The sequence below is a fragment of the Kribbella jejuensis genome (assembly GCF_006715085.1).
GTDB classification, from domain to species: domain Bacteria; phylum Actinomycetota; class Actinomycetes; order Propionibacteriales; family Kribbellaceae; genus Kribbella; species Kribbella jejuensis.
Window position 1 is genome coordinate 2,660,213 of the sequence record NZ_VFMM01000001.1, and the last position, 18,400, is coordinate 2,678,612.

Genomic DNA, 18,400 nt, shown 5'->3' on the forward strand with positions numbered 1-18,400 from the left:
CCCCCTCCTAGATTTCTGCGACCTCCACAGTCGCGCCGTTGTCGCGAAGTGCGGCGATCAGGTCCTGCGGGGTCTTCTCGTCGACGATCACGATGTCGAAGTCGGTCAGTGGGGCGAGCCGGTGCAGTGCGGTGCGCTGCAGCTTGCCATGGTCGACCAGCAGCACCTTGGTCTTCGCCGAGCGCAGCATCGCGCGCTTCACCAGGACGATCTCCTCCTCCTGGTGGAACGCGTGCGTCGGCGACACCGCGGACACCGAGCAGAACAGCAGGTCGGTGTGCAGCGCCTCGACGGCCTCCGCGCACGGCATCCCGCCGAACGAGTCGTGCGTCGCCGAATAGATCCCACCGAGCGCCAGCAGCGTGATGTCCCGCAGTTGCGCGAGCTTGGTGATCGCGGGCAGGAAGTTCGTTGCCACGGTCAACGGAGTGATGTCCTCGAACAGGTCGACCAGCCCCAGCGCACTGGTGGAGTCGTCGAGCATCACCGACATCCCGGGCTCGATCATCGTCCGGGCGTGCCGGGCGATCGCGACCTTCTCCGCGTGCGCGGTGTTCAGCCGGTACGCGACGTTGCTCTCGAACACGCTGGTCGGCTGTGCGCTGACGCCGCCGCGGTACTTGCGGACCACGCCCTGCCGTTCGAGCTCGTCCAGGTCGCGGTGCACGGTCATCACACTCACGCCGAACGCCTCGACCAGGTCGTTCGCCGAGACCGAGCCGTTCTTCACGACGTACGCCGCGATCTCGGCCTGCCGGCGGGCGGGACGGCTCAGTTCGGTGGTGTCGCCGTCGACATCCGATGTCATGCCAGGGTCTCCAAACGTAGAGGAGGAACGTTGTACGCCTCGAGACCCACTGTGCCGTCCTGCCACCGGAAACGCACCAGCGCCGCGGGACCGAGCGCAGGGAGCAGTCTGCGATAGTCGTTCAGCCGCAGCCCCAGCACCCTGCACACGAGCAGCCGGATCAGGGTGTTGTGGGCGACGGCGAACACCTTCTGGCCCTGGTGCCGACGGCCGATCTCGTCGAAGACCTCGTGCACGCGGTCAGCCGCCGCGGCCGGATCCTCGCCGCCCGGGAAGTGGTCGCCGACCGGGTCCAGCTCGAACGCCTTCGCGACCGCGGACGGCAGTTCGCTGAGCATCTTCCCCTCGGCGGAACCGAAGTCGACCTCCCGCAACCGCGCGTCGACGGTCGGCTCCAGCTGCAGAGCCTCGGCGAGCGGCGCGATCGTCTGACGAGCTCGCAGCATCGGCGAACACCAGAGCGCGTCCGGCGCGTAGTCGAGCACCCACTCCTTCAACTGGCCGGCCTGCCGTACGCCGACCTCGTCGATCGGCAGGTCTGTGGAACCGGTGTACCGGTTGCCGTGATGCCACTCGGTCCGGCCGTGGCGGGCCAGCACGATCGTCGTCCTCATGAGCGGTACCCCCGGCGGTCGAGCTCCGCGACGAATTCGCCGTACAAATCGTCGAGCGACCGTTCCATACGGTTTGGTATGTCGGGCCGTCGCTCGCCCGGCTCGAGGACACGGGCGACGCGGACCATCAGGCGCGCGGTGCCGGTCAGATCGTGCCCGCCGGATGCGGCGAGGACGGCCATCCCGAATGCCGGATCGGGTACGGCGGGAAGCTCGACCGGTACGCCGAGGACGTCGGCGCGGAGCTGGTTCCAGTACTCACTGCGGGTCGCGCCGCCAGTGAGCGAGACCGAGCGCACCGGGTCCGCGCCGAGCTTCTCCAGGTGCTCGAACGCGAGCCGCTCGATGAACGCGACCCCTTGGAGGACGGCCGTATACACGTGTAGATCGTCCGCGGTGCTGCCGAGCGTGAACCGCTCGGCCTGCGGCGCGACGAACGGGAACCGCTCACCGGTCTTGGTGAGCGGGTAGATGACCGCGTCGACCGGGTACGCCGCGTGGTCCAAGGCGTCCAGGTCGGCGCCGGGCAGGAGTTCGGTGAGTACGCCGGCGCCGGTGCTCGATGCTCCGCCGGGGAGCCAGCCGCCGTCGGGATGGCGGTGACTGTAAACGGCGCCGGTGGGGTCGGTGATGAGTTCGGCGCTGACGCCCTTGAGGACGAGCGTCGTACCGAGGACCGAATTCCATGCACCCGGGGCGAGGGCGCCGGCGGCGATCTGAGCGGCGCAGCCGTCGGTCATGCCCGCGTACACGGGGATGCCGTCCGGAGTGCGGCCGAGTTCGGTGCCGGGGCGGACGACCTCGGGGAACGCGTCGAGCGGAAGGCCGAGCTTGTCGAATGCGTCGGCGGGCCAGGACTCGGCGACCAGGTCGTACCCGGTCTTGAGTGCGTGGCTGGTGTCGGTCGCGACCGGATGCCCGACGAGGTGGGCCGCGACGAAGTCGGCGCTGTGGACGACGCGACGGTTGGTCACGTCGAGGTCGAGGATCTTCGGTAGCGCCCAGGTGGGTTGCATGCTGGTTGCCCAACGGGCCGGGTCGGCGTCGACGATCTGGTCGCGGCGGGCGGCCGCACGCGCGTCGTCGTACATCAGCGCCGGGGTGACCGGGCGTCCGGTGCGGTCGGTCAGCAGAAAGGTGCCGGACGTGGAGCAGATCGCGATGCCGTCCACGCCGGTCGTGCCGACCTCGGCCAGGACCGCATCGACGGCGGTCAGCCACTCGTGCGGGTCCTGCTCGTGCCGCACTCCGTCACGGTGGCTGGCGAGCGGGCGCGATGCCCGGGACAGTACCGACCCCTTGGCATCGGCGAGCACGGCCCGCACACTTTGCGTGCCGAGATCGAGCCCGATCCAGCCCACGTGACGCCTCCCAGGTGACTGTTATCTGCGCTGGTAACATAACACCAGATCGCGATAACTCCGCGCCAGCCCTCTGGCCGAAGGCGGACACAGGTCGGCTCCCGAACGCCGAAGCATCCGGGAGCCGCAACTGCTCTGGGGTCAGGAGTGCATCAGGAGCAGACCGGGGTCGACCGTCGCCAGCTCGAGCCGACCGGCGTCGACGGCGCCATAGGCACCGATCGGGCCGCTGCTGTGCCGGCCGTTGCGGTTCAGCCAGAACCGCCAGCCCTTCGGCGCCGCGGGCCAGGCCGGGTCCGGTTGCCAGCCGACCGGTGGACGCCAGCTGTCGCTGGGCGGTTCGGGCCAGTCAGGCGGCGTATTGAACTTGTGCACGAGCGGGTCCCTCCGAATTCACGCGATCCGCTACCGGCGGTCTGTTCCTGACGAATCAACGATCCGGCGCACCGAACGTCACGGACAAATCTTCGTAAAGTTTCATCCGGCCTACGTCCACATCCCACCATCGAAACAACCGCCCGGCAAGCGCTCTCTCACTCCCCGGACTGCACGTGCATCCGCATCTGAACTCGTTGCCCGATCCCCAAGTTGTCCACAGCAATCACGTGGATATCCACAGCATTTGCAGCAGTTATCCACAGGAACGATCGCAGCCGACTTCACGAATCACTCGCACGCGACGCCATCTCCGTCACGGTCCAGATGCGCGGCATAGCCAGGCTGCCCGCGATACAGCGGCGCCTTCCCCGCGGCGCGGACGGCCGCACAGTTCGCGTAGTAGACGCTGTCCGACGGCTCGGTCGTCTTCGGCGCCGTACTCTGCGTCCGCTGTACCAACGGGACCGGATCGGTCGTCCTTGTCGTCGTCCGCGGCGCCGGAACTGTCACGGTGCGCGCCGGAAGCGGCGCCTGCGTGACCGTCGCAGTCGGCCCAGGCACGGTCTGCTGCACGGTGACGACCGGCCCGGCCACCGTCACCGTTGCGGTCGGTCCGGGCACCGTGACGGTCGCGCCTGGTGCGGATGCTGCCGGAGTGTTGCCGCCGGCGATCGCGGCCAGGATCACGACGAACGCACCCGCCCCCACGGCCCATGCGGCGATCAGTTTCGTCGGTGACTCCGCGCCGTACCGGCCGCTCGGCCCGCGACTCCGCGCGCCCCGCGCATTCAGCCAGAACGCCCAGCCAGCCGGCGCAGGCGGCCACGCCGGGTCCGGTTTCCAGCCAGGCGGTGGTTGCCAGTCCGCGGACGGCGGTGCCGGCCAGCCGGGTGGCGAATTGAAAGTTGCCATAGTGAGTGCCCCCCTCGGGGTTACATCCAGTCACCATGGCGCTGCGTTACAGATCGTTTCTAAGCAACCTGCGCGTGGGCCTCGCTCAGGCGGCAGGGGATGGTACCCGCGGACTCGAGAGCGGCGAGTTGGGTGCAGGCAAGCGAGATGGCTTCGGCCTGGGTGCGGCAGTCGGCATACCAGAACGGGTCGTCCGGCTGCCGATCCTCGGCGTCGTCGATGTCGGCGTACCAGCAGTCGGGCCGGTAATGCACAACCCGCACCTTGAGCTTCATGCCGAGTTCGACGCCGGGTTCTTCGCGCAGGTTCCTGGGGTTTCGACCGACGTCGAATAGCTCCCCATCCAGGAACCCTGCGTTTTGACGTCGCGTCGTACCCGCCATCAGGTTCGACCAACGACGGAGGAAATGACTATGGCCAGGGAACCGCGGGCAGTCCGGAAGGCGCAGGAGGAGCTCGGCAGGGCCTACCAACGGCAAGAGGACACGGCAGACAACTACGCGGAGATGCGGCGTGCGCTGCGCGGGACGGCACAGGCCCACATGGCCGTCAGGACTGAGAACAAGGCCAACAAGGACGCCGCGAAGAACGTCAAGAAGGCCGAGAAGGCCCTCGAGAGGGCAGCGGAGAAAGCAGCGAAGAAGAGCCGGGGGCGCTGAAGCCTCCGGAGTCCTGTGGCGGCGGGCTGTTCTGTCCTCGTTTCAATGGTTTACAACGATGGCAAAGGCGCGGTAGAACCGAGGACGAGACCGGTCCGCCCCCAGGTTTCGTGAGGTGTGTCGTGAGAGTTGTTCGTGTCGCCGTATGCGTGCTGCTGTTGTGCGGTGGGTTGGTGCCGAGTGCGTCGGCTGCCGAGGTGCGGGAGAAGGCCGTGTTGTCGCAGGCGTTCCGGAATCCGGTGAATTCGTCGGCGGATCCGTCGATGATGTTCTACAACGGGAAGTACTACGTCGCGACCACTCGTGGCGATCGGATCGGGATCTGGTCGTCGGCCAGTCTCGCGACGCTGCTTGTCCAGCCGGAGCAGGTTGTGTGGCGCGACTCCGACCCGTCACGCAACACGCAGATGTGGGCGCCGGCGTTCCGGCACGTCGGTGGTCGCTGGTACATCTACTACACGGCCTCGGACGGCGTGGACGCCAACCACCGGATGTACGTCCTCGAGTCGGCCGGCGACGACCCGCTCGGGCCGTACAGCTTCAAGGCGAAGATCGCCGACTTCGGCGAGTACGCGATCGACGGCGAGCCGTTCACGATCAACGGACAGCAGTACTTCGTCTGGACCGGACCGGGCCGTGGTCAGGGCGGACCGGCGCAGCTGTACATCGTCGCGATGAGCAACCCGTGGACGTCGGTCGGCGGCCGCGTCGCGATCCCGGCCGACGGTGGGTGCAGCGAAGTACGCGAAGGTCCGACCCCGTTGTACGGCGCGACGCGCACGTTCCTGACGTACTCGACGTGCGACACCGGGAAGCCGGACTACCAGCTGTGGATGAAGAGCATCGCGAACGGCGCCGACCCGATGGTCGCGTCGAACTGGGTGCAGCACCCCGGACCGATCTTCTCCCGCAACGACGACACCGGCGTGTGGGGTCCTGGCCACCACTCGTTCTTCAAGTCGCCCGACGGTACCGAGGACTGGATCGCGTACCACGGCAAGAACACCAGCGTGTATACGTATTCCTTCCGGACGACCCGCGTCCAGAAGATCAGCTGGAACGCGGACGGTACGCCGAACCTCGGCCGCCCGCTCGCCGCCGGCGCGACCCAGAACCTGCCGTCGGGTGACCCCGGTTCGTCGAACTACTGGATCAACGACACCGACGCCGCGGTCTCCTACACCGGCGCGTGGAGCTCGGGATCCGGCTGCGGGAACCAGTGCTTCTGGGGCAACGACCATTGGAGCTGGGAACCGAACGCGACCGCCACGATCAGCTTCACCGGCACCCGCGTCGCCCTGCTCAGCGTCGTCGACACCGGCAACGGCATCGCCGCCATCTCCGTCGACGGCGGCGCCGAACAACGCGTCGACTACTACAGTTCGATCCGCGTCGGCGAACAACTCATGTACATCAGCCCGACCCTGCCGCCAGGCCCGCACACCGTCCGGGTGCGCGTGACCGGCGACAAGAACCCGGCCTCCACCAGCGCCGTCATCAGCCTGGACCGCATCGAGGTGTACTAGCCCTTCAGGCCGGAGGCGAAGCCGCGGATTACGTAGCGTTGGAGGAAGAGGAACAGTAGGAGGATCGGCAAGGCCGCGAGGATCAGGCCTGCCGCGACGAGGCCGTAGTTCGAGGTGTATTGGTTGACGAAGGCAAACACTCGGACCGGGACGGTCTCGTGGCCGGAGCCGCCGAGGTAGAGCAGCGGGGTGAAGAAGTCGTTCCAGATCTGTACGGCGTTGAGGATCAGCACCGTGCCGGTGATCGGCCGCAGCAGCGGGAAGATCACGTGCGCGAACGCCTGCAGGTGCGAGGCTCCGTCGATCAGCGCGGCGTTCGTGTAGTCGGCCGGCAGCGAGCGGATGAAGCCGGTGTAGAGGAAGACCGTGAACGGCAGCTGGATCCCGGTGTAGAAGATGATCATGCCCTGGTACGTCCCGAGCAGGCCGAGGTTGTCGACGAGCTGGTACAGCGGGATCATCCCGAGCTGGAACGGCAGGATGATGCCGACCAGGAACAGGATGTAGAGGCTGTAGCTCAGCCGCGTCGCCGTACGCGCGAGGAAGTACGCCGCCAGCGACCCGAGCGCGATCAGCAGCAACACGCTGACGACCGTGATCAACGTGCTGTTCAGCAAGGCCGATCCGAGCCCGGCTTCGCGCCACGCCTCGCCGAAGGCGCCGACGCTCGGTGGCGACGGCAGCGAGAGCGGCCTGTTCGCGATCTGCTGCGGATCCTTGAACGCCAGCGTGACCAGGACGTACACCGGGAACAGGAAGCCGATCGCGACGACGATCATCACGACCTCGAGCAGGAACGTCCGCGGACGGTACTTCATGCCGTCGTCTCCCTCGACCTCAGGTACCCGATCTGCACGAACGACACCGCCGCGACGAAGATCGCCAGCACCAGCGCGACCGCCGTACTGTAGCCGAACTTCCCGTACACGAACGCCTGTTTGTACAGCACTGTCGACAACGTGTCGGTCGCGTACCCGGGGCCGCCGTTCGTCATCGCGATGATCTGTGTGAACAGCGTCAGCCCGCCGACCGTCGACAGCATCACGTTGATCGTGACAGCCGGCGCGAGCAGCGGCCAGGTGATGTGCCGGAACCGCGCGACCGTCCCAGCACCGTCGACCATCGCGGACTCGTGCAGCTCGGCCGGCACGCCCTCGAGTCCCGCCAGGAAGATCACCATCGAGTACCCGGCGCACTGCCAGATCACCGTGAACGCGACCGACCACAACGCGATCGACGGATTACCCAACCAGTCCTGCCGCAACGAACCGAGACCCAACGCACCGAGCGCCGCGTTCAGCCCCGCGTCCGGCGCCGGGTTGTAAACGAACTTCCAGAGAAACGCGACCATCACCGGACTGACCACAACCGGCGCGAAGAACACCAGCCGCAACAACATCCGGCTCTTGATCTGAGTATGCACACCGAGCGCCAGCAGCAGCCCGATCCCGTTCTGCACAACGACAATCGCCACCGTCAGCAACAAGGTGTTGCGCAAGGCCCCCAGCGCCTGGTCGTCCTGGAACAACGCCTTGAAGTTGGCCAAGCCGACGAACGACTTGGCATTCCCCACTCCCGACCAGTCGGTGAACGCCGATCCCGCACCCGCGATACTCGGATACAGCACCACCAACGCATAAACCACCACCGCCGGCACCGCAAACCACCACGGCGGCACTATCCCCCCGCGTCGCCGGATCCGCTTGGCCGCTACCCGCACATCCACCGCTGAAGCCGTCATGCGCCCTTCCGATAGGCGTCGTCCATCTTTTTGAGAGCGTCCTGGACGGTGGTTTTGCCGCCGAGGAGTTGTTGTACTACGGCGAAGTGGGTGGGTTGTACTTCGGCGTTGGGCCAGCGTTGGTCCATGAAAGGTACTGCTTTGTTGGCCTTCAGGAGGGGGAGGAAGGAGGTCAGGGCGGGGTCGACCTTCGCGTCGCCGTAGAGCGGGACGCAGGAGACCGCTTCGGCCCAGGTGTTCAGGTTTTCCTGTTGGCCGCAGTAGTCGAGGAAGGACTTGGCCTGGTCGGCCTTCTTGGATTTCGCGCTGACCGCGATGCCGACCACCACGCCCGCCGGGATCCAGTTGTCGGCGGCAACATCCGTCGCCGGGAAGGGGAACATCGACAGGTCGTCGGGCGTCGTCGCGGCGGCCCGGAACGCCGACAGTACGGCGGACACCTGGACGGCCAGGCCGGCCTTACCAGTCGCCACCATCGAGGTCGCCTGCTCGTACGTCGTACCGTTCGGGTTGTCGTTGAAGTACCCCTTCTTCTGCAGTTCGAGGTACTTGTTCATCGCGTCGACCCAGCCGGAGTCCGCGAACGACGCCTGGCCCGCGGCCATCTTGTCGTCGAAGTCCGGCGTCTTCGAGTAGACCGTGCCGGGGACCAGCGCGTACGGGATCAGCTGGGTGATCCACGGCGTCTGCGCACCGAGGGCGATCGGGGTGATGCCCTTCTTCTTCAGCTTGTCGCAGACCTCGAGCAGCTCGGACCAGGTGGTCGGCGGCTGGACGCCGGCGGTCGCGAACGCCTTCTTGTTGTAGATCGCGCCGAGCATGCTGGAGCCCGGCGAGAAGATGTACGTCTTGCCGTCGTTCTGGAACGCGCCCTTGAACCCGGCCGGGACCTTCTGCGTCCAGGACTGGCTGCTCAGGTCGGCGAGCAGCCCGGCCTTGCTGAGCTGGACCATCGACATCGCGCTGCCGTTGCCCGGATAGACCACATGGACGTCGGGAGCGTTGCCGCCGCCGAGCTGGGTCCGCAGCGCGGTCTGCACCTGGTCGGCGGGCGCGAACGACAGGTTGAAGTCGAACCCGGAGTGCGAACTCTTGTACGAGTCCAGCACCTTGCGCAGGCCGGCCTCCTGGTCGCCGACGCCGATCACCTTCACCGTGCCGCCGCCGGACGACGAGCCGCTGCCGTTGCCACCACCGCAGGCCGCGAGGGCGCCGGCCGCCGCAGCGCTGAGGGTCGCACCGCCGGCCCACTGCAGGAGCCGCCTTCGGCTGACGGACCGATCGAGTGCCATGGTTCCTCCTGAGATACCGGCCGAGCGTGTGAAGTAACCGCTAGATCGTGTTACTTTTGTCATCGGGACGCTACGGTTGGCCCGGGAGGGTGTCAAGACCCTGTTGAAAGGATTCAGTCGATCCCGGTCCGAAAAGCCGTCCGCGAGCGTTTTGGCCCGGTGACTTGGTCGCCTGAGAAGATGACCCCGTGCCCGTGACCGCCTCCCCGCATCGTGCCGGTGTGACGCCCGGTTACTTCTGCGCGCCGCGGCACTCCTCGTCGGCGTACGGATCGGTGCGGGCGTGAGACGAGTTCTTCTGATCGGCCTGCTGTTGCTTGCCTTGGCGCTCGGTGTCGGCGGCGGCTACTACACCGGCAACTACCTGGACAACCCGAAGCCGACGACAGCCGGCGTTGCCGACCCGCTGGGCGCAGTCTCTGCCTCCCCTACGCCGTCCCAGACGCCGTCCGAGCCACCACTCCCGGTGAAGACTCCCAGCCCGAGCAATCTGGACCCGCTGCAACCCGGGTTGGACTACGCGACCCGCACCTTCACCGTCCATCCCGAGCCGGACCAGGCGGTTCAACTCTCGCTCCAGATACCCCAGGGCTGGAGTTTGACCCGGGACTCGAAGCATCCCGACGAGGTCAAGTTCCTGGACGATCTCAGGCAACGCGCGGTGCGGGTCCAGTCCGTCGCGCAGGCCGAGCAGCAGACACCGGCCGCCGCGATGGCCCAGCTCATCATCGACCTCAAGAAGAGCCAGGCCCCTGAGAACGACGTCCAGATCCAGTCACACACGACTGACACCATCGCCGGCGACGACGGCGGGACCCGGGCGGTCGCGACCCTGATCTACACGTATATCCCCGGCGACACCCTCCGCTACGTGATCGTCCGCTGGATCGCGGTCGACGGCCTACTGGCCAACATCTCGATGAGCATCACCGGCATTCCCGCCGACGCCCCGGCCCTCGACGAGATCCTCCGGAAGACCTCGGCCTCGGTGAGTGAGACCGGCTGAGCGGCTTTCACAGAATTGTTACCTCGCTGGTGCAACCTGAGCGGCAGCTGAGGTGTCTTTTGTTAGGGAGACCTGGGGAGGTGGGGCATGGCGAGGACCGTCACCCGGCGTGCGATGCTCGGCGCCGGGCTGCTGACGCTTGCCGCCGTGGGAGGCGCCGGCGGGTACGGCGCGGGCTGGTTCCTGACCGCCGAGCCCAGCCTGGCCGGCACCGCGTCCCCACTGCCGATGGGTTCGATCGGTACGACGAGCGCGCCGTCACCGACCGCGACGCCGACGCCGCGCAAGATCACGTACGACAACTCGCCGGCCCTTCACACGGATGATCTGAGCTACCGGACCCAGACGTTCACCGTGCAGAGCGTGGTCAAGTCACGGATCACAGTGCGCGTTCCGGACGGTTGGGGCTTCACCCAGCCGGATCCGCCGACGACAGGGCGATTCACCGATCCCACCGGCAAGCGATGGCTGCGGATCGAAGGCGGCTTCACGATCAAGCGTGCACCGGCCGTGTCGATGCAGGCTCGGCTCGCCCAGTTGAGCATCCTGCCCGCCAACCAGATGTTCCACCTGCTCTCGCAGGACGTGGAGCAGAACTACGCCACGATCGCGTACACCTCGGTGCCGCCGACCGAGCAGGCACGCGAAGCCGTTCTGCGGTACACGATCGTGCGGTGGGTTGCCAATGAGACCGGGAACTGTGCGGTGGAGATGAGTTCCACGGGGTTGCCGCAGGATCAGGACGCGTTGATGGATGTGCTGGAGCACGCCACCAAGAGCGTTCAACGGCGGGACAGCCCGCTCAACTCATAGGAGTTGCTCCAGCTCTTCGCGGCCTTTGTCCGAGAGGTAGACGGCTCGTTGGTGCGGGCGGCGGTGGAGCCAGTGGCGGTTCAGGAGGGACGTCGCGATTGCTGCGCCCAGCTGGCCAGCCAGGTGGTGGCGTTGTTCGCTCCAGTCGACGCAGAACCTCAGCAGCGGTCGTCGGGTTGGCTGGGTCGCCAGGTCTACTCCTAGTGCTTCGAAAACGCTTGTGGCGTTGGGACCTAGAGCGTAAGGACCGTCGGGGAGTTGCTGCGCCAGGGGATCGTCCGGGCGTCGTTCCGTGCCCTCGAGGCCGTCCGTGCGGATCAGGGCGCCGCGTCGTACGAGGCCTTCCAGTAGGGCCACGCCGAGCCGTCCGGCGAGGTGGTCGTAGCACGTGCGGGCTTCTCGGAGTGCTGCTGCGCGGGTGCTCTGGCGGAGGGACCTGATGGGCTCGGGCTTGGCCAGGCGAGCCAGGGCTTCCACTGCGGCGGCCACCGCGGGCCCGGCGAGTCCGTAGTACCTGTGGCGGCCGGAGCGTTCGACCGTGACAAGTCCGCCGTCCAGGAGCTTGTGGAGGTGTGCGCTGACGGTCTGGGGCGACACACCAGCTTCTGAGGCCAGTAGCGATGCAGGCAGGGATCTGCCGTCAGCCAATGCCATCAGGACCTTCGCCCTGGCAGGCTCGGCCATCAGTGCCGCTACACGGGCTACGTCAGCATCTCCGTCCATGTCTCCATGCTTGCACCGGCACACTTCCATGCAGACCGAAGTGTTGTGATGGGAACTTGGGAGACATGCTCCTTGCACTGCTGTGTGTCGGCATCTTCCTGATCCAGCTGGACGTCACCGTCGTCAACGTCGCCCTGCCAACGATCCGGGTCGACCTCGCGACGAGTCTCGCGGGACAGCAGTGGGTCGTGGCGGCGTACATGATCGCGCTGGCTGTTCTGCTGCTGCCCTCGGGTGCGTTGGGCGACCGCATCGGCCACAGACGCGTACTGCTCACCGGACTCGGCGTCTTCGGCGCTGCGTCGCTCGCCTGCGGTACGGCGCCCAGCATCGAGCTACTGGTCGCTGCGCGAGCAGTACAAGGCATCGGCGCCGCCCTGCTCCTGCCAGGCACACTGGCCGTCATCACCGATCTGTACGTCGACAGCGCCGCAAGGGCACGCGCTGTGGGCATCTGGTCAGGCGCCGGCGCGCTGGCTTTGCCGTCTGGCCCGCTGCTCGGCGGTGCGCTGGTAGCGGGCCTCGGCTGGCGCGCGGTGTTCCTCATCAACCTGCCGATCATCGCCGTAGGACTCCCCCTCGCGTGGCGGCTCGTACCGCGACGCCAGGCCCATCAAGAACGCGCGCGGACCAGACTGCGGATCGGCAAGGACTTCGTCGGCGCCAACGTGATCGCAGGCCTGATGAACTTCGTCGGACTCGGCACGGTCCTCGTACTGACGCTCTACCTGCAGGAACACCTGTCCCAGAAGGCGTTCCGGGCCGGCCTGGAGCTCATCCCGCTCTTCCTTCCGCTGGCCGTACTGGGACCGATCTCCGGCCGCATCACCGCCCGCTCCGGTCCCCGCCTGCCCATGTCGATCGGACTAGGACTCGGTGTCATCGGCTCGTTGTTCCTCCTGCGCGTCAACGACCACAGCGGCTACGCAGCCGTCGTACCGGTTCAGCTGGGCCTGGGAATCGGCATGGGTTTCCTCACCGCTGCTGTGGTGCACGCAGCGATCGCCGCCCTGCCGAAGGAACGCGCGGGCTTCGCCAGCGGCGTCAACAACACCAGCCGTCAGGCCGTCGGCGCGTTAGGCATCGGTGTGTACGGCGCCGTGGTCGGCCACGCGCACAGCTTCGTCAGCGGGCTGCACGTGCTCGGCTGGCTGGGCGGTGTTCTGTGGGCTGTTGCCCTGGGCATCACCTGGCTGACCGTGCAGGGAGGTCAGTCGACCGGCCAGATGGTGCGGAAGATGGTGGAGCGGAGCCGGTAGAAGCTGCGGCGTACGGACTGGAGCAGCGCCGGCGACGGCCGGAGCCGCTCGGACGGGAGACGCATGGGGACTTCCTAGGGGGTGTATTGCACCGTGTCGGCGATCTCGGTGGCGCGCACCGGGTCGGAACCCGGGACCACCACCTGGACCAGGAGCGAGCCGCCGTCCCCGTGATCGACGACTCGTTGGAGCAGCACGATATCCGCACCGAAGCAGCCACTGGAAAGCCGGTCCGTGACCGTCTGTTCACCAACCGGGTGCGGAAGTGGTGTGCCGGGGCTGGCGCACTGGTTGCCGTCCGGCAGCGCCAGCTTGGTGCTGGACGCGCCGATGAACACGCCCGGGGTCTTGCCCGACCAGTCCGCGTCCTCACTCACCCGGAAGGCGGGAGCGCTGGAGTTCGTGCCGGGAGCGGTCCAGTTCGACGTGACGCGGGACTGGGCCCACGCCTCGGGCAGCTCGACCTTGAAATGGCCCTGGCTGACTGGGACCAGCTTGTGGCCGGCGACATACCAGTGGCCGCCGTAGCCGACGCCACCGCCGACGACCAGCGCCAGGAGTGCGGCCACCACCCAGCGGCCGGTCCGGCGCTTCTTCTTCGGAGGTGCTGCCGGAGCAGATTCCGCCTCGGCGGCAACCACTGCGGAGAGCAAGAGCTCTGCCGGCTTCGGGGGCTCGGTCTCGCTGACCACGGCGGTCTCGGACGGTTCCGCAGCCTTCACGATCGTCGGCTGGTTCTCGTCGCTCAGCGCGGTCTTTTCACCCGAATCCTCTGAGTCGTCAGGGGTGACCTCGATCGTCTCGCGGACGGGGAAGGCGCGGGTGTTCTCGTCGAGCGCACCCACCAGTTGTTTGGTGAACGACTGGACGTCCGGCCAGCGCTTCTCCCGATCCGGGTCGAGCGCGCGGACGATCGCCGCGTCCACCTGCTCAGGCAGTTCGAACCCGAGCGAGCTCGGCGGCGGCGCCACCTGTACGCGGCCGGCCGCGCCCAGACCGTCCACCTGGTGCGGTGAGCGCCCGGTCAGAGCGGCGTACGCGACGGCGCCCAGAGAGTACTGGTCGGCGCGCTGGTCCAGGCGTTCACCGAGCGCCTGCTCGGGAGCGACGTACGACGGGGTGCCGCCGGGCATGGTGATCCGCGACACCTCGTCGAGGGACTTGCCCAGGCCGAGGTCGGACAGTACCGCGCGCTCGCCGTCGTCGGTGCTGCGGAACAGGACGTTCGCGGGTTTCACGTCGCGGTGCAGCAGCCCGCGCCGGTGCAGCGCCTGCAGTCCGCGGCCGACCTGGACGACCACGTCGACGGCCTCGGCGAGCTCCAGCGGCTTCTGCTTCAGGCGGTCCGCCAGCGTGCCGCGGTCGGCGTACGTGAGCACCAGGAACGGCCGGCCGTCCTCGAGTTCGCCGACGTCGTGCACCTGGACGACGTGCTCGGACTCGACCCGGCGCAGGAACCGGCCCTCTTCCAGGAATCGTTTCCGGACCGACTCGTCGTGGCCCCAGTTGTCGGCCAGCACCTTGATCGCCACGTCGGCGTCCAGCTGCTCGTCATGAGCCAGCCACACGGTCGCGAAACCGCCTGCGCCCAGGCGTCGGCGCACGACGTACCGACCGAGTCTGGTTGGGACCCCCATACAAGGCATTATGGAGTACTGGAGTGTCCCGTGCCGGGGCCGATCGAGAGCAAAGGCGCAGATGAGCGAGAGCACCAGCCCGACCGACGACCTCGCCACCCTGGCGGAGGCGGCGCAGGCGGGCGACAAGAACGCGATGGACGACCTGCTCCGGCAGGTGTATCCGCGCGTCCTGCGGATCTGCCGGAGCGTCCTGCCGTACTCCGCCGACGCGGAGGACGCGGCGCAGGAGGCCCTGCTGAACATCGCGACCAAGATCAACACGTACTCCGGTCGCAGCAGCTTCTCCACCTGGGTGCACTCCGTCGCGGCCAACTCCGCCCGCTCGACCTATCGCAAGCTCAAGCGCTCCGCACAGGCCGCCCATAACCCGGAGCAGATGGAGAAGCCCGACCCGCGCACCACCAGCGTGATCGCCGGCACCCGTCTCGACCTGCTGGAGGCGCTGGAAACCCTCGAGCGGGACCGGCCACAGATGGTCACCCCGCTGGTCCTGCGGGACGTCTACGGCCTGTCCTACGAGGAGATCGCGGCCGAGGTCGGCGCCCCGCTCGGCACCGTGAAGTCGCGGATCCACGACGCCCGCGAGGTCGTCCGCCCGCTGCTGCGCCCGAAGGACTAGACCGATTGAGCCTGGTGCGGGCATACCCTCGCGGTTATGTCCGCCCGGGGGTTGCTGCGCAACGGTGATTATCTGAAGTTGCTGACCGGCCAAACGGTCAGCTCCATGGGCTCCGCGATGAGCTCGTTCGTCTTCACCCTGCTCGGCCTGGCCATCACCGGCTCTCGCACCGCTCGGCGGCCTGCTGTTCTCGATCAGCCGGGCGCTCCCGATCGCGGCCGACGCGGTGTCGTACCTGGTGATGGCGGTCATGCTGACGACGATCCGGCACCGGCTGCCCGCCGCCGCGCCCGAGGGCGGTACGCACGAACCGATCCTGAAGGCGATCCGCTCGGGACTGTCCTGGCTGTTGCGCCAGCGCGACCTGCGGACCATCGCCGTCACCGCGACGCTGCTCAACTTCGCGGCGAACGGCACCATCCTGGTGCTGATCCTGAGCATGCAGCAGCGCGGCGTCCGGCCGTCGGTGATCGGGCTGCTGGAGACCGCGATGGGCGTCGGCGGCCTGGCCGGCGCGTTCGCGGCGCCCCGGCTGCTCGCCCGGTACAGCGCCGGCAAGATCACCATTCTCGGCGCGTGGATCGTGGCCGTGACGTTCGCGGCGACGGCCCTGAGTACCCTCCCCGCCGTACTGATCGCGCTGCCGGCGGCCGCCGTGTTCCTGCTGCCCGCGCTGAACTCGGGCCTGTTCGGCTACCAGATGCTGATCACCCCGGACCAGTTGCAGGGTCGCGCGCAGAGCGCCTTCATGTTCATGTCCAACACCGCGGGTCCGCTGGCACCGTTCCTCGGCGGGGTCTTCCTGGCGGCGCTGGGCGCGCGGACCGCGCTGCTGGTGTTCGGCGCGCTGCTCGGCGTCGGCGCCGTCCTGCTCACCGCGAGCAAGCCGATCCGGACGATCCCGTTGCTCTCCGAAGTCGAGGCGGCCTGAATCGAGGGCTCCCGTTCCGGGCGGCGGTGTGCTCAGATGGTGGGCATGAAGAAGCTCATCAACGACCCTGCCGATGTTGTGAGTGAAGCGCTGCGCGGGATGGCGGCGGCGCACCCCGACCGGCTCCGGGTGGACCTGGAGAACCGGATCGTCTACCGCAAGGACGCCCCGAGACCCGGAAAGGTCGGGCTGATCTCCGGCGGCGGGTCGGGGCACGAGCCGATGCACGGCGGGTTCGTCGGGGTCGGCATGCTGGACGCGGCCTGCGCGGGTGAGGTCTTCACCTCGCCGGTGCCGGATCAGATGATGGCCGCCACGAAGGCCGTCGACTCGGGCGCCGGCGTGCTGCACATCGTGAAGAACTACACCGGCGACGTGATGAACTTCGAGATGGCCGCCGAGCTGGCCGCGGCCGACGCCGGTACCGAGGTGCTGTCGGTGGTGACCAACGACGACGTCGCCGTCCAGGACAGCCTGTACACGGCCGGCCGGCGCGGCGTCGGCGTGACCGTCCTGCTGGAGAAGATTGTCGGCGCCGCCGCCGAGGAAGGCCGCCCGCTGCAGGAGGTCGCGGATCTCGCCAAGCGCGTGAACGACAACGGCCGCAGCATGGGCATGGCGCTCACGTCGTGCACGGTCCCGGCCGCCGGCAAGCCGACGTTCGACCTCGCCGAGAACGAGATGGAGGTCGGCATCGGCATCCACGGCGAGCCCGGCCGGCAACGGTTGCCGCTGGCACCGGCCCGCGAGATCGCCGAACTGCTGGTCGATCCGGTGGTGTCGGACCTGCCTTACCAGCAAGGCGATTCGGTGATTGCCTTCGTCAACGGCATGGGCGGTACGCCGCTGATCGAGCTGTACGTGATGTACAACGAGGTCGCCCAGCTGCTCGACCGCGCCGGTATCACCGTCGCCCGCTCACTGGTCGGCAACTACATCACCTCGCTCGAGATGGCCGGCTGCTCGGTCACCCTGCTCAAGGCGGACGACGAACTGGTACGCCTCTGGGACGCCCCGGTGAACACCCCCGGCCTACGCTGGGGCGCGTGAGCATGGGAGTGGATTCCTTCGTCAACTGGTTGCGGGACGTTGCCGGTTCGCTGCACGAGAACGCGGCGTACCTGACCGAGCTGGACTCGGCGATCGGGGACGCCGATCACGGCGCGAACATGGACCGTGGGTTCCAGGCAGTGGTCGCGCTGCTGGACGAGACGTCGTTCGAGAGCGCCGACGAGCTGCTGAAGAAGGCCGGGATGACGCTGGTCAGCAAGGTCGGCGGAGCAAGCGGGCCACTGTACGGGACGTTCTTCCTGCGGTTCGGAACCGCACTGGCCGGGGCCGACCTGACGCCGGAGACGATCGGCAAGGGCCTGCACGCCGGCGTCGACGGCGTCCTCGCGCGCGGCAAGGCCGAACTCGGGGACAAGACGATGTACGACGCCTGGGCCCCGGCGCTGACGGCGTACGACGACGCGGTCGCAGGCGGAGCTGACCTCGGTACGGCGCTGACCGCGGCGGCGGAGGCGGCCGCGAAGGGGCGGGACGCGACCACGCCGCTGGTCGCCCGGAAGGGGCGGGCGAGCTACCTGGGCGAGCGCAGCGCCGGTCACCAGGATCCGGGCGCGACGAGTACGACGCTGATCTTGGAGTCGGCGGCCCGCACACTCGCATGATCGGGATCGTGGTGGTGTCGCACAGCCGCGCGCTGGCCGATGCGGCGGTCGGACTGGCCTCGGAGATGGTTGCCGAGGACAAGCGTCCGGTGATCGCGGTCGCGGCCGGGCTGGACGCGACGACGTTCGGGACCGATGCGATGGCGGTGTCGGAGGCGCTCGGGGTCGCGGATAGTCCGGACGGGGTGCTGGTCCTGCTGGACCTCGGGTCGGCGGTGTTGAGCGCCGAGATGGCGCTGGAGTTCGTGGATCCCGAGGTTGCCTCACGGGTGCGGTTGACCAGCGCGCCGTTGGTCGAGGGGCTGGTGGCGGCTGTGGTCACGGCTTCTACTGGTGCGTCGCTGGATGCGGTGGCGGCAGAGGCTGCTCGTGGGTTGGCGGGTAAGCAGGACCATCTCGGCGATGTCGGGGTTGTTGCGGCGCCGGTGGCTGCGGGTGATCGCAG

The 18,400-nt window shown here is 67.9% G+C and carries 20 protein-coding genes and 1 pseudogene; 10 read left to right on the plus strand and 11 right to left on the minus strand.

The genetic code is table 11. The annotated features are described in order from the left end of the window. Positions 1–7 precede the first annotated feature (7 nt). From FB475_RS13100 to FB475_RS13125, 6 genes are all read right to left on the minus strand, one after another. Positions 8–808, minus strand: coding sequence for a DeoR/GlpR family DNA-binding transcription regulator (locus FB475_RS13100; protein ID WP_141855786.1), 801 nt, complete (start codon positions 806–808; stop codon positions 8–10). After that, a complete protein-coding gene (locus FB475_RS13105; RefSeq protein ID WP_141855788.1) occupies positions 805–1,422 on the minus strand; it encodes a histidine phosphatase family protein in 618 nt (205 codons plus the stop codon). The genes FB475_RS13100 and FB475_RS13105 overlap by 4 nt, the downstream gene beginning before the upstream one ends. Beyond that, entirely contained in the window at positions 1,419–2,783 is a 1,365-nt protein-coding gene (locus FB475_RS13110) for an FGGY-family carbohydrate kinase (protein WP_141855791.1), read from the minus strand. Before FB475_RS13110 ends, FB475_RS13105 begins: the two co-directional genes overlap by 4 nt. A 141-nt stretch (positions 2,784–2,924) precedes the next feature. Further along, positions 2,925–3,158, minus strand: a complete 234-nt coding sequence (locus FB475_RS13115; protein WP_141855793.1) for a hypothetical protein — start codon at positions 3,156–3,158, stop codon at positions 2,925–2,927. 291 nt (positions 3,159–3,449) lie between these two features. Next, positions 3,450–4,073 (minus strand): excalibur calcium-binding domain-containing protein, encoded by a 624-nt coding sequence (locus FB475_RS13120; protein ID WP_141855795.1) that lies wholly within the window; start codon positions 4,071–4,073, stop codon positions 3,450–3,452. 59 nt (positions 4,074–4,132) lie between these two features. Beyond that, positions 4,133–4,456 carry a hypothetical protein gene (locus tag FB475_RS13125; RefSeq protein WP_238332123.1) on the minus strand — a complete coding sequence of 108 codons (324 nt, stop codon included), beginning with the start codon at positions 4,454–4,456 and terminating at the stop codon, positions 4,133–4,135. A gap of 30 nt (positions 4,457–4,486) precedes the next feature. Between FB475_RS13125 and FB475_RS13130 the strand changes: the two genes are divergently transcribed. After that, the gene (locus tag FB475_RS13130; RefSeq protein ID WP_141855797.1) at positions 4,487–4,732 is read left to right on the plus strand and encodes a hypothetical protein; all 246 of its coding nucleotides are present in this window, start codon (positions 4,487–4,489) and stop codon (positions 4,730–4,732) included. A gap of 122 nt (positions 4,733–4,854) precedes the next feature. Then, positions 4,855–6,258 (plus strand): glycoside hydrolase family 43 protein, encoded by a 1,404-nt coding sequence (locus FB475_RS13135; protein WP_238332124.1) that lies wholly within the window; start codon positions 4,855–4,857, stop codon positions 6,256–6,258. Here the strand turns inward: FB475_RS13135 and FB475_RS13140 are convergent. From FB475_RS13140 to FB475_RS13150, 3 genes are all read right to left on the minus strand, one after another. Continuing rightward, complete coding sequence (locus tag FB475_RS13140) at positions 6,255–7,076, minus strand: carbohydrate ABC transporter permease (protein WP_141855801.1); 822 nt, start codon at positions 7,074–7,076, stop codon at positions 6,255–6,257. The genes FB475_RS13135 and FB475_RS13140 overlap by 4 nt on opposite strands. Continuing rightward, on the minus strand, positions 7,073–7,915 hold the full coding sequence (locus FB475_RS13145) for a carbohydrate ABC transporter permease (protein WP_238332125.1): 843 nt from the start codon (positions 7,913–7,915) through the stop codon (positions 7,073–7,075). Before FB475_RS13145 ends, FB475_RS13140 begins: the two co-directional genes overlap by 4 nt. An 80-nt stretch (positions 7,916–7,995) precedes the next feature. Continuing rightward, positions 7,996–9,291, minus strand: a complete 1,296-nt coding sequence (locus FB475_RS13150; protein ID WP_141855805.1) for an ABC transporter substrate-binding protein — start codon at positions 9,289–9,291, stop codon at positions 7,996–7,998. Positions 9,292–9,574: 283 nt separating this feature from the next. Here FB475_RS13150 and FB475_RS13155 point away from each other — a divergent pair, with 283 nt between their 5' ends. Further along, positions 9,575–10,297 carry a hypothetical protein gene (locus FB475_RS13155; RefSeq protein ID WP_141855807.1) on the plus strand — a complete coding sequence of 241 codons (723 nt, stop codon included), beginning with the start codon at positions 9,575–9,577 and terminating at the stop codon, positions 10,295–10,297. An 87-nt stretch (positions 10,298–10,384) separates the two neighbouring features. Next, entirely contained in the window at positions 10,385–11,110 is a 726-nt protein-coding gene (locus FB475_RS13160) for a hypothetical protein (RefSeq protein WP_141855809.1), read from the plus strand. On the opposite strand, the gene FB475_RS13165 is transcribed toward FB475_RS13160, so the two are convergent. Then, positions 11,105–11,863, minus strand: a complete 759-nt coding sequence (locus FB475_RS13165) for an ArsR/SmtB family transcription factor (protein WP_337678205.1) — start codon at positions 11,861–11,863, stop codon at positions 11,105–11,107. The two genes, FB475_RS13160 and FB475_RS13165, sit on opposite strands and share 6 nt — an antisense overlap. 35 nt (positions 11,864–11,898) lie before the next feature. On the opposite strand from FB475_RS13165, the gene FB475_RS13170 reads away from it, so the two are divergent. Next, positions 11,899–13,092 carry an MFS transporter gene (locus tag FB475_RS13170; RefSeq protein ID WP_141855813.1) on the plus strand — a complete coding sequence of 398 codons (1,194 nt, stop codon included), beginning with the start codon at positions 11,899–11,901 and terminating at the stop codon, positions 13,090–13,092. Between the two features lie 74 nt (positions 13,093–13,166). Here the strand turns inward: FB475_RS13170 and FB475_RS13175 are convergent, their stop codons facing one another. Beyond that, positions 13,167–14,729 (minus strand): serine/threonine-protein kinase, encoded by a 1,563-nt coding sequence (locus FB475_RS13175; protein WP_141855815.1) that lies wholly within the window; start codon positions 14,727–14,729, stop codon positions 13,167–13,169. 61 nt (positions 14,730–14,790) lie between these two features. On the opposite strand from FB475_RS13175, the gene FB475_RS13180 reads away from it, so the two are divergent. The 5 genes and pseudogenes from FB475_RS13180 to dhaM form a co-directional block, all read left to right on the plus strand. Continuing rightward, entirely contained in the window at positions 14,791–15,351 is a 561-nt protein-coding gene (locus tag FB475_RS13180) for an RNA polymerase sigma factor (RefSeq protein WP_141855817.1), read from the plus strand. Between the two features lie 184 nt (positions 15,352–15,535). Next, on the plus strand, positions 15,536–16,282 hold the full coding sequence (locus FB475_RS13185) for an MFS transporter (protein ID WP_272952079.1): 747 nt from the start codon (positions 15,536–15,538) through the stop codon (positions 16,280–16,282). A 45-nt stretch (positions 16,283–16,327) separates the two neighbouring features. Continuing rightward, the gene (gene dhaK / locus FB475_RS13190; RefSeq protein ID WP_141855820.1) at positions 16,328–17,332 is read left to right on the plus strand and encodes a dihydroxyacetone kinase subunit DhaK; all 1,005 of its coding nucleotides are present in this window, start codon (positions 16,328–16,330) and stop codon (positions 17,330–17,332) included. 2 nt (positions 17,333–17,334) lie between these two features. Beyond that, entirely contained in the window at positions 17,335–17,955 is a 621-nt protein-coding gene (dhaL, locus tag FB475_RS13195) for a dihydroxyacetone kinase subunit DhaL (protein ID WP_141857958.1), read from the plus strand. Continuing rightward, positions 17,952–18,362: pseudogene (gene dhaM / locus FB475_RS38280) on the plus strand (dihydroxyacetone kinase phosphoryl donor subunit DhaM); the annotation flags it as partial. The gene dhaL and the pseudogene dhaM, both read left to right, overlap by 4 nt. Between the last annotated feature and the right edge of the window lie 38 nt (positions 18,363–18,400).